This is a genomic window from Mycobacterium sp. ACS4331, assembly GCF_001667265.1.
Classification (GTDB): domain Bacteria; phylum Actinomycetota; class Actinomycetes; order Mycobacteriales; family Mycobacteriaceae; genus Mycobacterium.
The window spans coordinates 17,928-31,473 of record NZ_LZHW01000026.1 but is presented as its reverse complement, the minus strand read 5'-3'; the positions used below and the strand labels follow the sequence as shown (position 1 = coordinate 31,473).

The 13,546-nt window shown below is 68.8% G+C and carries 12 protein-coding genes; 8 read left to right on the top strand and 4 right to left on the bottom strand.

Translation table 11 applies throughout. The annotated features are described in order from the left end of the window. The first annotated feature begins 93 nt into the window (after positions 1 to 93). The 6 genes from A5727_RS06990 to A5727_RS06965 all read left to right on the top strand — a co-directional run bounded on the left by A5727_RS06990 (position 94) and on the right by A5727_RS06965 (position 7,582). Positions 94 to 468: a cupin domain-containing protein gene (locus A5727_RS06990; RefSeq protein ID WP_068246697.1), complete on the top strand. Its 375-nt coding sequence runs from the start codon at positions 94 to 96 to the stop codon at positions 466 to 468. Then, a complete protein-coding gene (locus tag A5727_RS06985; protein ID WP_068246694.1) occupies positions 468 to 2,774 on the top strand; it encodes a trimethylamine N-oxide demethylase in 2,307 nt (768 codons plus the stop codon). Before A5727_RS06990 ends, A5727_RS06985 begins: the two co-directional genes overlap by 1 nt. Positions 2,775 to 2,784: 10 nt before the next feature. Then, positions 2,785 to 4,122 carry a trimethylamine monooxygenase gene (locus A5727_RS06980; RefSeq protein WP_068246692.1) on the top strand — a complete coding sequence of 446 codons (1,338 nt, stop codon included), beginning with the start codon at positions 2,785 to 2,787 and terminating at the stop codon, positions 4,120 to 4,122. A gap of 68 nt (positions 4,123 to 4,190) precedes the next feature. Then, entirely contained in the window at positions 4,191 to 5,204 is a 1,014-nt protein-coding gene (locus A5727_RS06975; RefSeq protein ID WP_068246690.1) for an acetamidase/formamidase family protein, read from the top strand. A 34-nt stretch (positions 5,205 to 5,238) separates the two neighbouring features. Then, entirely contained in the window at positions 5,239 to 6,594 is a 1,356-nt protein-coding gene (gene hpnE, locus A5727_RS06970) for a hydroxysqualene dehydroxylase HpnE (protein ID WP_068246687.1), read from the top strand. A 19-nt stretch (positions 6,595 to 6,613) separates the two neighbouring features. Continuing rightward, positions 6,614 to 7,582: an aldo/keto reductase gene (locus A5727_RS06965; RefSeq protein ID WP_068246684.1), complete on the top strand. Its 969-nt coding sequence runs from the start codon at positions 6,614 to 6,616 to the stop codon at positions 7,580 to 7,582. Positions 7,583 to 7,595: 13 nt separating this feature from the next. Here the strand turns inward: A5727_RS06965 and A5727_RS06960 are convergent, their stop codons facing one another. Together A5727_RS06960 and A5727_RS06955 are read right to left on the bottom strand one after the other, a co-directional pair. Beyond that, the gene (locus tag A5727_RS06960; RefSeq protein ID WP_068246682.1) at positions 7,596 to 8,003 is read right to left on the bottom strand and encodes a hypothetical protein; all 408 of its coding nucleotides are present in this window, start codon (positions 8,001 to 8,003) and stop codon (positions 7,596 to 7,598) included. Positions 8,004 to 8,081: 78 nt separating this feature from the next. Further along, on the bottom strand, positions 8,082 to 8,975 hold the full coding sequence (locus A5727_RS06955; RefSeq protein ID WP_068246679.1) for a universal stress protein: 894 nt from the start codon (positions 8,973 to 8,975) through the stop codon (positions 8,082 to 8,084). A gap of 213 nt (positions 8,976 to 9,188) precedes the next feature. Here A5727_RS06955 and A5727_RS06950 point away from each other — a divergent pair, with 213 nt between their 5' ends. Next, positions 9,189 to 10,166, top strand: coding sequence for an Acg family FMN-binding oxidoreductase (locus tag A5727_RS06950; RefSeq protein WP_068246676.1), 978 nt, complete (start codon positions 9,189 to 9,191; stop codon positions 10,164 to 10,166). Then, positions 10,163 to 11,182, top strand: coding sequence for a 1-phosphofructokinase family hexose kinase (locus A5727_RS06945; RefSeq protein ID WP_286150028.1), 1,020 nt, complete (start codon positions 10,163 to 10,165; stop codon positions 11,180 to 11,182). The genes A5727_RS06950 and A5727_RS06945 overlap by 4 nt, the downstream gene beginning before the upstream one ends. Here the strand turns inward: A5727_RS06945 and A5727_RS06940 are convergent. Together A5727_RS06940 and A5727_RS06935 are read right to left on the bottom strand one after the other, a co-directional pair. Further along, a complete protein-coding gene (locus tag A5727_RS06940) occupies positions 11,124 to 12,014 on the bottom strand; it encodes a universal stress protein (protein ID WP_068246669.1) in 891 nt (296 codons plus the stop codon). The genes A5727_RS06945 and A5727_RS06940 overlap by 59 nt on opposite strands. 32 nt (positions 12,015 to 12,046) lie before the next feature. Further along, positions 12,047 to 13,465, bottom strand: coding sequence for a WS/DGAT/MGAT family O-acyltransferase (locus A5727_RS06935; protein ID WP_068246665.1), 1,419 nt, complete (start codon positions 13,463 to 13,465; stop codon positions 12,047 to 12,049). Positions 13,466 to 13,546 lie beyond the last annotated feature (81 nt).

The following is a 13,546-nucleotide window of genomic DNA, read 5'->3' as shown; positions in this document are numbered from 1 at the left end:
CTGCTCGCTACCAAGATTAATCTCCAGGAAACCCACGGAGAGTTTCCCCACGGCAGACTCCGTTTCATCCTGAGAGTCTCTAGTGGAGGGTGTATGACGACGGTATCGGTTCCCCCGTTCTTGGTGACTTCCGGCTTCTGGCAGGGACTTCCGCAGATGCCGCTGGAGCGGTACCCGGGCACCCTGGGCTATATCGACGACGTCTACTCCAACCCGAACCAAGTGCCGATGTGTTCGGGGTACTTCGAGTTGAAGAACACCGAAGCGCCCCTGGACTACTACTACGACTACGACGAGATGAAGGTCGTTCTCGAAGGCGAGTTCCGGCTGGAGAACGTCGACACCGGCCAGGTCGAGATCGCCCGCGCCAAGGACGCGATCTTCTTCCCCAAAGGTTCCCGCATCCTGTTCTCGACGCCAGACCATGCCCTGGCGTTCTACGTCGGGTACCGCTCCTTCGCGCCCTGATGCCGTTGCGCGACAACGTCGAACGGTACCGAGTCCGCCCCGGCGGAGTCACCGCGGTGAAGGTCTGCGGTGGTGACCGCTTCGACGTCATCGACCACTTCGGTCGCCAATGCGCCGAACTCACCGTGCTGGCCGAGGACCCGCGCGCGGTGGCCGACGCCCGTCCCGACACCGCGGCCACGGTGTTGCGCGGACTCGTCGGCGGCAAGGACGAGGACGGCTACATCGCCGCACAGATCCTGGGCCTGCTGTCGGAGCACGGGGTGGACCAGGACAAGGCGACGGCCACCCATTTGTTCGGTGACGACTCCCCCGCCGGCGCGCGGGAGAGCTTCACCGCCGCCGCCGACGCGGTTGTCCTCGTCGCGGCCCCGGCGGCGCCGATGCTCGTGCACACCGAGTATCCGAATCCTCCGTCGGACCTGTTCGTGGAGGTCCAGCGCGGCACCGACACCGTGCGCGAGCATCCCGAGTTGCCGGGTCCGCTGGCAGAACCCCTGTGGGAGGCGCGGATCGACGCCTGCACCGCGGCGTCCTACGAGGTGCGGGCTGGGCAATTCGTCCAGATCCTCGATGTGGCTGGCCGGCAGTGTTCGGACCTGCTGGCCTTCGACGCCCGGGCACTGGGCGACGGCCACGAGTTCGGCCTGGACGCGACCATGACGCGCACCCTGATCGGTGCCGCAACGCCGCGGCCCGGACTGACGGGGAAGTTCTACGACGGCCGGGCCCGGCCACTGCTCGAGGTGGTGCGTGACACCGTGGGCCGCCACGACACCTTCGCGCTCGCCTGCACCGCGAAGTACTACGCCGACATGGGCTATCCGGGACATGTGAACTGCACCGACAACTTCAATGCCGCGTTGGCCCCCTACGGCGTCGCACCTCGCGTCGGGTGGGCGGCACTGAATCTGTTCTACAACACCGCCTTCGACGCCGACCACCAGCTGATCTCCGATGAGCCCTGGTCACGGGCCGGCGATTACGTGCTGCTGCGGGCCTCGGCGGACCTGGTGTGCGCCTCCTCGGCGTGCCCCGACGACATCGACCCGTCCAACGGCTGGGTGCCGACGGATGTCCACGTGCGCGTGTACGACTCGACGAGGAGGTTCTCCGTGGCGGTGGGACACCGGCTCACTCCCGACGACGAGCCCGTTCTGACCAAGCAGAGCGGATTCGCCGGGCGCACCTCGGCACTGACGCGCCAGTTCGCGGAGTATCAGGGGTACTGGCTGCCCGCGAGCTTCGACAACCACGGTCCCCACCAGGAGTATTGGGCCTGCCGAGAACGGGTGGCAGTCATGGACCTCTCGGCGCTGCGGAAGTTCGAGGTGCTCGGACCCGACGCCGAAACCCTGCTGCAGTCCACCGTCACCCGCGACATCCGCAGGCTGGCTCGCGGCCAGGTGGTCTACACCGCGATGTGCACCGACACCGGCGGGGTGATCGACGACGGCACCGTGTTCCGCCTCGGGGACAACAACTTCCGCTTCATCGGTGGCGATCCTTACGACGGTGAGCATCTGCGCACCCAGGCGCGCCGACTCGGACTCGAGAACGTGTGGATCAAGGACTCCTCCGACCAGCTGCACAACATCGCCATCCAGGGTCCCGCCAGCCGTGATCTGCTCGACGACCTCATCTGGTCGCCCGCAGCCCAGCCCACTCTGCGCGGCCTGGGCTGGTTCCGCTTCCTGATCGGACGCCTCGGGGGGCCGGACGGCCCGCCACTGGTGGTGTCGCGCACCGGGTATTCGGGTGAACTCGGTTACGAGGTGTGGGTGCACCCCATCGACGCCGAAACCCTCTGGGACGCAGTGTGGACCACGGGTGAGCCGCACGGCCTTGCGCCGCTGGGACTCGAGGCACTGGAGATGCTGCGCGTCGAATCCGCACTGGTGGCCGCGGGCCACGAATTCGACCAGCAGACCGATCCGTTCGAGGCCGGCATCGGCTTCACGGTGCCGCTGAAGACCAAGGCCGACGACTTCGTCGGACGCGCCGCGCTGGTCGATCGCAGGGCGAATCCCCAGCGCGTCCTGGTGGGGCTGCGCCTCGAGGGCAACGAGGTGGCCGGTCACGGTGACTGCGTGCACATCGGCCGCACCCAGGTCGGGGTGATCACCAGCGCAGTACGCTCCCCCATTCTCGGCGCCAGCATCGCGTTGTGCCGCATCGCCGTTGCGCACAGCGCGATCGGCACCGCCGTCGAGGTGGGCCGGCTCGACGGCCACCGCAAACGACTGCCCGCCGTCGTCGTCCCCATCCCGTTCTACGACCCGGAGAAGACCCGCCCACGTTCCTGAGGAGGAATCCATGACCCGTACCGCGATCATCGGCGCCGGCCCGTGCGGCCTGGCTCTGCTGCATGCGTTCGAACAGGCCCGCCTCGATGGGGCCGACATCGGCGACGTGGTCTGTTTCGAGAAGCAGAGCGACTGGGGTGGGCTGTGGAACTACACCTGGCGCACGGGCCTCGACGCGCATGGAGATCCCGTGCACGGCAGCATGTACCGCTACCTGTGGTCCAACGGCCCCAAGGAGTGCCTGGAATTCGCCGACTACACGTTCGACGAGCACTTCGGCACGCCGATCCCGTCCTTCCCGCCACGGGAAGTGCTCTACGACTACATCGTCGGACGCGCCAAGAAGAGCGGCGTGCGCGAGGCCATCCGGTTCGACACCGCGGTGCGCGGCGTGAGCTTCGACCCCCGCACCGACACATTCGCGGTCACCACGGAGTTCCTCACAGATCGTCGCCTCACCACCGAGACCTTCGATCACGTGGTGGTCGCCACGGGACACTTCTCCACGCCGAACATGCCGGAATATCCTGGTTTCCAGACGTTTCCGGGCCGGATCCTGCATTCCCACGACTTCCGGGACGCCGCGGAGTTCACCGGCCGGGACCTGCTGATACTGGGCAGCAGCTACTCCGCCGAGGACATCGCGCTGCAGACGCTCAAATACGGGGCGAGGTCGGTGACCATCGCGTATCGACATGCCCCGATGGGATTCGGGTGGCCCGCGGGCATCACCGAGGTGCCCGCCCTGAGTCACCTCGACGGCCGCAGCGCGGTGTTCGCCGACGGCACGTCCCGCGACGTCGATGCCGTGATCCTGTGCACCGGCTACCAACACCACTTCCCGTTCATCGACCCCGACCTGCGCCTGACCACCGACAACAACCTGTACCCGGACGGCCTGTACAAGGGTGTGGTGTGGGCGGCCAACCCGAAGCTGCTGTATCTGGGCATGCAGGACCAGTACTACACGTTCAACATGTTCGATCCGCAGGCGTTCTTCGCGCGTGACATCGTGTTGGGCCGCGCCGCCGTACCGGCCGCCGACCAGATGGCCGCCGACATCGCCGCCTGGCGCACCAGACTCGGCGCGGTGTCGGGGGTGATGGCGCAGATCGACTTCCAGACCGACTACGTCCGCGACCTGATGGCGCGCACCGATTACCCGACCTTCGACCTGGACCTGGTGCGCCAGCACTTCGCCACCTGGGAGCACCTCAAGGACGAGAGCATCACCGGCTACCGCGATCGATCGTTCTCCTCCCCGTGCACCGGGACCGTCGGACCCGAACCGCACACGCCGTGGTGGGAGGAGATGGACGACAGCCTGTCGCGGTTCCTGCAACCCTGATCGATCCCGGCCGGCGCGACGCACCGGCTCCAGTCGCGCGCGGGCACAATGCGGTTCAGGATGGCCACATGGACCACATCACCTTCGTTCCCACCGTCGAGCAGATGGCGTTCACGTTCGGCGGCGCCGAACCCGTCATGCGCATCAAACCCGGCACGGTGCTGACATTGTGGGCCGAGGACGCCTTCGGCGGGCGCATCACCTCCGTCGACGACGTCGCGAGCGTGGCGTTGGACACCGAGGACCTCAACCCCCAGACGGGACCGTTCTGGATCGAGGGCGCCGAACCCGGTGACACTCTGGCCGTGCACCTCGTGGACCTCACGCCCGCCCGCAGTTGGGGTGCGTCGTCGTTGATCCCGTTCTTCGGCGGCCTGACGAGTTTCCCGGCCAGCCCCACGCTGCAGGACCCGCTGCCGGAGCGCACCTGGATCTACGAGTACGACTCGGCGGCCCGAACCCTGGGCTTCTCGGCACGCGGCAGCGATTTCGAGGTCGCGCTGCCGGCCAACCCGATGCTCGGCACCGTCGGCGTGGCCCCCGCGCGCCGTGAGGTCCGCACCTCGCTGGTGCCGGACGCCTTCGGCGGGAACATGGACACCCCGGAGATGGCCGCGGGCGCGACCTGCTATCTGCGCGTCAACGTCGACGGCGCGCTGTTCTCCCTCGGCGACGGGCATTACCGGCAGGGCGAGGGTGAATCGTGCGGCACCGCGGTGGAGGGTGCCATGAACGTCACCGCGATCGTCGAACTCATCAAGGGCGGCGGGCCGGCCTGGCCCCGCCTCGAGACCGACACCCACCTGATGGCCGTGGGTTCGGGTCGCCCACTGGAGGAGGCCTGGCGGGCCGGGCAGGTCGAGATGATCACCTGGCTCGGCGAGCTGTACGGGCTCGACCGGCTGGACGCCTACCAACTGCTGACGCAGATCTCGCAGAATCCGATCGCCAACGTCGTCGACGTCAACTACACCGCCGTCACCAAGATCGACAAGCGCCTGTTACCCGCGGCCAGTGCGTACGGAGGTGTGCACACCTCGCTGCGCGACACGGCCCGCGCCCTCGGCTCGATCAGCTACTGACCCACGATCCAGGAACGCCGGTTAACATCAGCGCATGGGCGAAGCGCAGCACGTGGCGGTGGTCGGTGGCGGACTGGCCGGCATGGCGACCACGGTCTGGCTCGCCGAGCTGGGCTATCGGGTCACACTGCTGGAGAGCAACGGCACGCTCGGCGGGCGCACGATCGGCCTGAGCACCAAACACGGTGACGCCATCGAGAACGGCCAGCATGTGTTCGCCGGCTCCTACGAGAGCATCTTCCGGTTCCTGGATTCGATCGGCACGCGGCATCTGCTGTCCTTCCCCGATCAGTTCGGGGTGCGCTATCCGGGTGGGCATGTCGAGACATTCGGCCTGCATCCCCGCAACCTCGTCAAGATGGCCTCGGGCCGCGTGGAGGGGCTGAGCATCGCCACGCAGCTTCGGGCCGCGCCGGCCTGGGCTCGGCTGGTGCGCGATGTCGTGCGCTTCGACGACGCGCTGGACCAGATCACGGTCGACGAGTGGTTCGACCGCCTGGGCTTCCCCGCACAGGTGCGCCGAATACTGCTGAACTCCATGGTGATCGGCCTGCTCAATGAGCTGCCGCAGCTGGCGTCCGCGCACGCCTTCGCCGCGCTGCTGCGCACCGGGGCCGACCGCGCGCGACGGCACGGGCCGTCCGCGGTGCGGATCGGCTATCCCACGGTCGATCTCGACGCGCTCTACCTCGAGGGTGCCCGTCGCGTCATGGCCGAGCGCGGTGTCGACGTGCGACTGCGCACGCGGGCCGCACGGGTCACCGTCACCGACGGCCGTGCGTCGGGCATCGAACTGTCCGACGGGACGACGATCGACGCCGACGCCGTCGTGCTCGCGGTGCCGTCGTGGAACCTGCGCTCCCTGCTCGACGAGGTGCCCGGATCCGAGGACGTCCGCCTGGCCGCCAAGCAGCTGGAGCCGATCCCGATCATGAACGCCTACGTGCTGCTGGACCGCCCACTGGGGACGGCCGCGCCGTGGGAGTCCCTGCTGGACAGCGACATCGGATGGGTGTTCGATCGCGACCACATGCACGGGCCCCGCGACGACGGCAACCACCTGTACGCGTTGACCACGTGCGCCAGCTATGACCTGATGGAGCTCGGCAACGCCGAGGTGGGCGATCGACTGCTCGCGGCCCTGCGCGCCAGCTACCCCGCGGCCCGCGACGCGAACGTCGTCGAACTCACGGTGGTGCCCTGGCCCAAGGCGACGTTCTCATCACGCGTCGGCATGTCCACCATTCGGCCCGGCAACCGGACCGCACTGCCCAATCTGGTGCTGGCCGGCGACTGGACCCACAATGACTGGCCGACCACGATGGAGGGCGCGGCCCAAAGCGCCTCCCGTGCAGTCGATCTGGTGCACAGCGAGCTCGGCCGCGGCTGACCCGCGTACGGTGGGGAGAATGAAGTTCCTCAACGTGGATGGATTGGGCGAGGTCAGCCGCATCGGCCTCGGCACGTGGCAGTTCGGGTCCCGGGAGTGGGGCTACGGTGACAGTTACGCCTCGGGCGCGGCCGGTGACATCGTCAAACGCGCCCGCGAACTGGGCGTCACGCTGTTCGACACCGCCGAGATCTACGGGCTGGGCCGAAGCGAGCGCATCCTCGGCGAAGCACTCGGCGACGAGCGTGCCGACGTGGTGCTGGCCAGCAAGGTGTTCCCGGTCGCGCCGTTCCCGGCCGTGGTCAAGCAGCGCGCACAGCTGAGCGCCAAGCGGTTGGGCGTCGACCGCATTCCGCTGTATCAGATCCACCAGCCCAACCCGGTGGTCCCGGATTCGGTGATCATGCCGGGCATGCGGGACCTGCTCGACAGCGGCCGGATCGGGGCGGCGGGCGTGTCGAACTACTCGTTGGAGCGGTGGCGCAAGGCCGATGCCGCACTGGGCCGCCCGGTGATCAGCAATCAGGTGGAGTTCTCGCTGGCGCGGCCCGGCGCGCTCGACGATCTGGTGCCGTTCGCCGAGCAGCACAACCGCCTCGTCATCGCGTACAGCCCGCTGGCGCAGGGCCTGCTGGGCGGCAACTACGGCGTGCACCACCGGCCCGGCGGGGTGCGCGCGGCCAATCCCCTGTTCGGCACCGAGAACCTGCGACGCATCGAACCGCTGCTGGATGTGCTGCGCGATGTCGCGACCACCGTCGACGCGAAACCCGCGCAGGTCGCGCTGGCATGGCTGCTCACGCTGCCCGGTGTGGTCGCCATTCCCGGGGCATCCAGCGTCGAGCAGCTCGAATTCAACGTTGCCGCAGCCGATATCGAACTGACGCCGGAGGCACAGGCGTCCCTGACCGCTGCCGCGCGGGCGTTCAAGCCGGTGTCGGCGGTTCAGACTTTCGTCGGCGCGGTGCGGGAGAAGCTGGGCCGATAGTCCGGGATCCCCGCTACGGCGTGAACGTCAGGGGACCCAGCAGCTGGCAGTCCGGCGCCAGCAGCTGACCGATCCACGCGCCGCAGCCGCGACCGGTGGCGGTGTAGGTGGAACCGGCCACATACGGGGTGCTGATGTGCGCCTCCCCCGGGCCGCGGTGGGGTGCGCACGTGGTCACGCCGGCCGCCTGCAGGCACGCCACGCTCATCACCGGCTCGGCTGGCGGTCCGCAGGCGTCGGGTGACACGGTGGCGGTCACCACGGAGCCGTCACCGGAGGGCACCACCTGTGGCGCCGACAGAGTGAACGTGCACGGCGGCGGCGGCCCGGCGTGCGCGACGTTCACGGCAGAGGGCGGGCCGAAAGCCACGGCACACGCCGAGCCGACGGCCGCCGACAGGGCCAGGGCTGGGCGGACCATAGCTGATGATAGGACGGCAACCTCGCGAGCAGCGGACATTTCGCGCACCCGCCCAATTCCGTCATCAGGGCGCGGGCGTCACCGCATCGCGTGGCCCGCATGGCAGATCATCAACGGAGTCCGGCAGTGCTGCAGCATGTTCAGGCCGGTCGAGCCGAACACCGTGCCGGTCAGCGGTCCGCGTCCCCGCGACCCGACCACCACCATCCGCGCGCCGAAGCTGTGCCGGATCAGCGCCTCAGCGGGCCGGTGGGACTCCATGAAGCACTGAGCCTTGACTTCTGGATACTTTTGGGCGACCTTGTCGACGGTCTCGGTCAACCGCAGAAGTTCAGCGGATTCGACTGCGTCCCAGTCGATCAGCGTCGACAGGACCGCCTCCCCCACCGGCACCAGGGGCGTCCAGGCGTGCACCGCCTCAAGTCCCACACCCCACCGGGCGGCCATCTCGAACGCGTACTCGAGCGCAACGGACCCGGTCTCGGAGTAGTCGACTCCCACCACGACGGGCGCGTCCGTCGCGGCCGTGTCCGCCGCCCGAGCCATGATGACCGGACAGCCTGCGCCGGTGGCCACGGCCAGTGACGTCGACCCCAACAGCAGAGCCGCCATGGGTTTGACCGGCTTGGTGCCCAGCACCACGAATCGTGCGTACCAACTGGCGTCGATCAGGCCTTCGGCGGCCGGGCACTCGAGCGCCGCGGTGGTCACGGTCAACCCTGGGGACTCCGCCAGGGCCGCGTCGGCCGCCTCGGCGAGGGTCTGCGCGACGCGCTCCTCGTGATAGTCCATCACCGCGGCGCGAAGTGCCGCGGCGGCGTCGGTCAAGGCGTGACCGGTGTCCGGACGCGCATGCAGGAGTCGCAGCGGTGCATCGAACCGTGCGGCCAGCGCCGCGGCCCACCGCGCGGCGGCGAGGCTGCCCTCGCTCCCGTCGATCCCCACCACGATGGGTTTTGTGTGGTCGGACATCTCATCTCCCAGCGGTTGACGCGCGCGTACCCCTCGATCATGACGCACCGGGGCGCTGCCCCACAGTCGGTCGGCGGACCCCATTCGGTCCGCCAAAGTCCTCCGCCTCGGGGACGAAAGCCCTCAGGCTCGACGATCGGGGACCAAGGACCCTGGCCTGCATCGTTGCGGTCGGGCATCGTCGATGGCGAACCTCTTGGGGGAGGACACCGCATGGCATCGAAGACACTGACCGCCGATGTGCTGCGCGACGCAGTGGACTTGGCCTGCCGCGCCCCGTCGTACCACAACAGTCAGCCCTGGCACTGGGTCGCCGACGGCACGGAACTGCAGTTGTTCTTAGACCCCGGCCGCGTGGTGGAGACCGACCACGGCGGACGTCAGGCGCTGCTCAGTTGCGGTGCGGTACTGGACCACATCCAGGTTTCGATGGCCGCGCAGGGATGGCGGGCCCACGTCGAACTGCTGCCCAACCCCAACAACCTCGATCACCTCGCGAGGCTCGGATTCACCGAACTGGTGGCGGTGACCGACGGCCAACGACTGCTCGCAGAGGCCATCCGCCGTCGCCGCAGCGACCGGCTTCCGTTCGGTCCGGTGCAGGACTGGGACGGGTTCGAGGCACGGCTTCGCAGCCGGATCGAGACGTCGATCGCACTGCTCGACGTCATCGACGACGCGAATCGTCCGCAGCTCACTGCCGCAACGGAATTCGTCGATGCGCTGCGCCTGTACGACTCGCAGTACTTCCACACCCTGCAGTGGTGGACCTCGCCGTACGACGCCGGGGAGGGGGTTCCGTACAGCGCGCTCATCTCCGCCGCCGAGGACGACCGTGTCGGGGTGGGACGCACCTTTCCCGTGACCATCCACTCGAACCGGCGTGAGCAGATCCCGGAGGATCGCTCGACCATCGTGGTGCTCTCGGCGCACGACGACACCCGGCGCGACATCCTGGCGTGCGGATCAGCCCTGTCGACGGTGCTGCTGGAGGCGACCCTGGCCGGGCTGGCCAGCTGTCCGCTGACCCACTTGACCGAGATGGCCACGGGCCGCCACATCGTGTCGCAGCTGACCGGCCGGGAGTGGCCACAGGTCCTGGTTCGGATCGGCCAGGCACCCGCCGGCGAGGAGTCCCCGCCGCTGACGCGGCGGCGTCCCCTGGCCGACGTCCTGACGGTCACCGCGTGACCACGGCGGCGCGGGACCGCATCGTCACCCTGACGATGAACCCCGCGGTGGACATCACGACCGGCGTCGCGCGCGTCCGCCCCACCCACAAGCTGCGTTGCGGCACCGCCCGTTATGACGCCGGCGGGGGTGGCATCAACGTGGCTCGAGTCGCGACAGTGCTCGGCACCGCGGCCACCGCGGTGTTCCCCGCCGGAGGCGCGACCGGGGAGTTGATCTGTGAGCTCCTCAGCGCGGCGGGGGTACCCCACGACCGCATTCCGATCAGCGCGACCACCCGCGAGAGCTTCACCGTGGACGAACAGGAGACCGGTCTGCAGTACCGATTCGTGCTGCCCGGTCCGGCACTGTCCGACGCCGACCAGCAGCGGTGCCTGAGCCGGTTGGCATCGGTGGCTCAGGGCGCCCGGTTCGTCGTCGCCAGCGGCAGTCTCCCGCCCGGCACCCCGCCCGACTTCTACCAGCAGGTCGCCGACCTGTGCCGCGATCTGGGCACGCCGCTGATCCTGGACGGTTCAGGCGCCGGCCTGCGCCACGTCCGCTCTGGGGTGTTTCTGCTCAAGCCCAGCATCAGCGAACTCCGGGATTACATGGACCGCGACCTGTCGAGCGAGACCGAGCGGTGGGACGCCGCCCGTGGACTCATCGACCGCGGGGTCACAGACCACGTCCTGGTGTCGTTGGGCGCACGCGGAGCGATGCTCGCCTCCGCTGACCTCAGTCTGCGATTCGAGGCGCCCGACATCGGTCTGGGCAGCGGAGTGGGTGCGGGCGACGCCATGGTCGCCGGCGTCACGGTCGGCCTGGTTCGCGGGTGGCCCCTGGACCGGGCGGTGCGACTGGGTATGGCGACCGGGGCCGCCATGCTGCTGACTCCAGGCACCGCGGTGTGCGAATTCGGCCACGTCCAAGACCTTTTCGCGCAGATCGCGGAACCGACCGAACCGGATCTCGCGATCAGGACGGTCGGACCACGATCACCGGAGAGTGTGCCGCCTCCACGACCGCGGAGCTGACCGAACCCAGCAGCATCCCGGCGAAGCCGCCACGACCGCGGTTGCCGACGACAACCAGCTGGGCGTCATGGGAATGCGTGATGAGATGTCGCGCCGCACGGTCGGGGACCACGATGCGCCGCACGGTGACGTCGGGATACCGTTCGCGCCATCCCGCCAACCGTTCGGCCAGGGCCGCCGCGGCCCGTTCGTGCAGCACATCCCATTCCGTGCCGGCGAATTCGAGGCTGACGTTGTCGGCCCACGCGTGCACGGCGATCAGTTCGACGCCGCGGCGCGACGCCTCGTCGAACGCCACCGCCGTGGCGGACGTCGACGCGGGCGAGCCGTCCACGCCCAGCACCACGGGCAGCCTGGCCATGTTCTCGGCCGAACCCCGCCGCTCGTCGTGGACGATCGTGACGGGGCACAGGGCGTGACGCACCAGGGCGGAGCTGACCGAACCCAGCAGCCGTCCAGTGATCGAGCCCAGGCCGCGGCAGCCGACCACGACCATGTCGGCGTCCTCGGACAGTGCCACCAACCCGGACACCACACCATCGGAGAGCGCGAGCTCCTCGATCTTGATCGGCTTGGCGCCCTCGACCGCGCGCTCGGCGATGGCACGGCTCTGCGCCAGGACGCGCTGTGCGTCGTCCTCGAGCCTGCGCCACGCCTCGGGCGGCCGGATGATCTCCACACCGAGGGTCACTCGAGGTTCCGGGGTGATGTGCGTCAGCACCAGCGGAACCCCGCGCAGACCCGCATCCCTGGCGGCCCATTCGACGGCGGCGTTCGACGACGGCGACCCGTCGACACCGACGAGGACAACGTGTTCGGTCGAGACAGACATGACAGACCCCCTACTGATCTTCGGCGCGGTGCTCAACTCGCGCTCGCCGGCGGACGCCCGGATGGCTCGCGCCGCTTGGTTCGTTGCCGACTCAGGCCGGCGAGGTTGGCCACCTCGGCCTCGATCCCTTCAGCCAACACGTCGACGTCGGGAGCACTGTCGTAGTCCGCGAGGACGCCGAAGAAGAACTGATCGGCATAGCTGAGCATCGCGATGCCCGTGCGCAGTTGCAGTGCGAGCGGCGGTATCGGGATCATCTCAAGCACCTCGCGCCCCATCAGACGCTGCCGAGTGCGGGGTCCGGGCACGTTGGTCGCCAACGCGGTCACCGACCGCTGGGGAAATCTGATCAACAGTCGAACCGCCCAGGCCGTCAACGCGAACGGAATGTTCTGCGCCGCCTTCACCAAGGCACTCACACCCTCGCGCTGCCCGCTGCCCTTCACCCTCGTCAGTCGTTCGTGCACGATCGTCAACCGGGTGACCGGGTCAGGCTCATCGACCGGCAGCAGCGGCAACATCACGGCCACGCGGTTGTCGGCCACACCCAGGTCTCCCATGGCCCGCACCGAAACCGGGACGAGCGTCCGCAACGCGGCCGCGCTCGGCACCTCGCCTCGATCCAGCAGCATCGACCGGTAGCTGGCGGTGATGGCCGCGAGTGCCACGTCGTTGAGCGTCACGCCGAAACCCGTGCACACCTGATCGAGATCGGCCAACGCCACCCGGGCCGCGCTGAAGCGTCGCATCCTGGAGACCGAACCGCGCAGCGAGGTGTCCGGCGCGCCGGACAGGACACCGACGGTCAACTCCGCGGCGCCCACCACGGCGCGTTCGACCGCATCCGCGGCGGACGTGGTCACCTGCCACAACTCGCCCGCCCACTTCAGCGGGTTCAGGCTCGGGCGGGGAAACGTCGGTGCCGGCGGATCGGGTGTCTTGGCGGCGCGGATCTCGCTGACGAATGTGCTCCGCGGGCCGCCGTCGTCGTCGAAGAGCCGGCCCAGCAGCTGCGACGTGGCGATGCCGTCGGCGATGCAGTGATGGATCTTGACCAGCACGGCCCAGCGGCCGTCGGTCAGTCCCTCGATGATCCAGCACCGCCACAGGGGCCGCTCTCGGTCCAGCCTGCCCTCCATGAGCCTTGCGACCAGCGCGAAGAACTCGGCGTCGTCCCCCGGCGCAGGCAGGGCGGCCCGGTGCACGTGATGCGCGATGTCGAAGCAGGGATCCGGCACCCACTCCGGCGGTTCGAGGTCCAGCGGGTGCATGCGCACTCGCTGGGTGAACCGCGAGATGCCGTGCGCGCGGTCGGCGATCTCGGCGAGCAGTTCAGCGAACTCCGGCGCCGGACCGGCCAGAACGGACACCCCACCCACCGCCAGGCTGACATGGGGGTCGGAGTCCTCGGCCTCCAGGAAGCCCGCGTCCAACGGTGACAACTGCTCCATATCCCTACGATGGACCTGCTCGCGGTTCGGCAACAGTGCCGCAAGTCCCTTATGGCAGACCGATCACCGCGCCGATCGGCA

What these genes read in the sequence shown, in the direction of transcription:
- A5727_RS06990 (WP_068246697.1), top strand. Translation starts at nt 94, where the DNA reads ATGACGACGGTATCGGTTCCCCCGTTCTTGGTGACTTCCGGCTTCTGG.
- A5727_RS06985 (WP_068246694.1), top strand. Translation starts at nt 468, where the DNA reads ATGCCGTTGCGCGACAACGTCGAACGGTACCGAGTCCGCCCCGGCGGA.
- A5727_RS06980 (WP_068246692.1), top strand. Translation starts at nt 2,785, where the DNA reads ATGACCCGTACCGCGATCATCGGCGCCGGCCCGTGCGGCCTGGCTCTG.
- A5727_RS06975 (WP_068246690.1), top strand. Translation starts at nt 4,191, where the DNA reads ATGGACCACATCACCTTCGTTCCCACCGTCGAGCAGATGGCGTTCACG.
- hpnE (WP_068246687.1), top strand. Translation starts at nt 5,239, where the DNA reads ATGGGCGAAGCGCAGCACGTGGCGGTGGTCGGTGGCGGACTGGCCGGC.
- A5727_RS06965 (WP_068246684.1), top strand. Translation starts at nt 6,614, where the DNA reads ATGAAGTTCCTCAACGTGGATGGATTGGGCGAGGTCAGCCGCATCGGC.
- A5727_RS06960 (WP_068246682.1), bottom strand. Translation starts at nt 8,003, where the DNA reads ATGGTCCGCCCAGCCCTGGCCCTGTCGGCGGCCGTCGGCTCGGCGTGT.
- A5727_RS06955 (WP_068246679.1), bottom strand. Translation starts at nt 8,975, where the DNA reads ATGTCCGACCACACAAAACCCATCGTGGTGGGGATCGACGGGAGCGAG.
- A5727_RS06950 (WP_068246676.1), top strand. Translation starts at nt 9,189, where the DNA reads ATGGCATCGAAGACACTGACCGCCGATGTGCTGCGCGACGCAGTGGAC.
- A5727_RS06940 (WP_068246669.1), bottom strand. Translation starts at nt 12,014, where the DNA reads ATGTCTGTCTCGACCGAACACGTTGTCCTCGTCGGTGTCGACGGGTCG.
- A5727_RS06935 (WP_068246665.1), bottom strand. Translation starts at nt 13,465, where the DNA reads ATGGAGCAGTTGTCACCGTTGGACGCGGGCTTCCTGGAGGCCGAGGAC.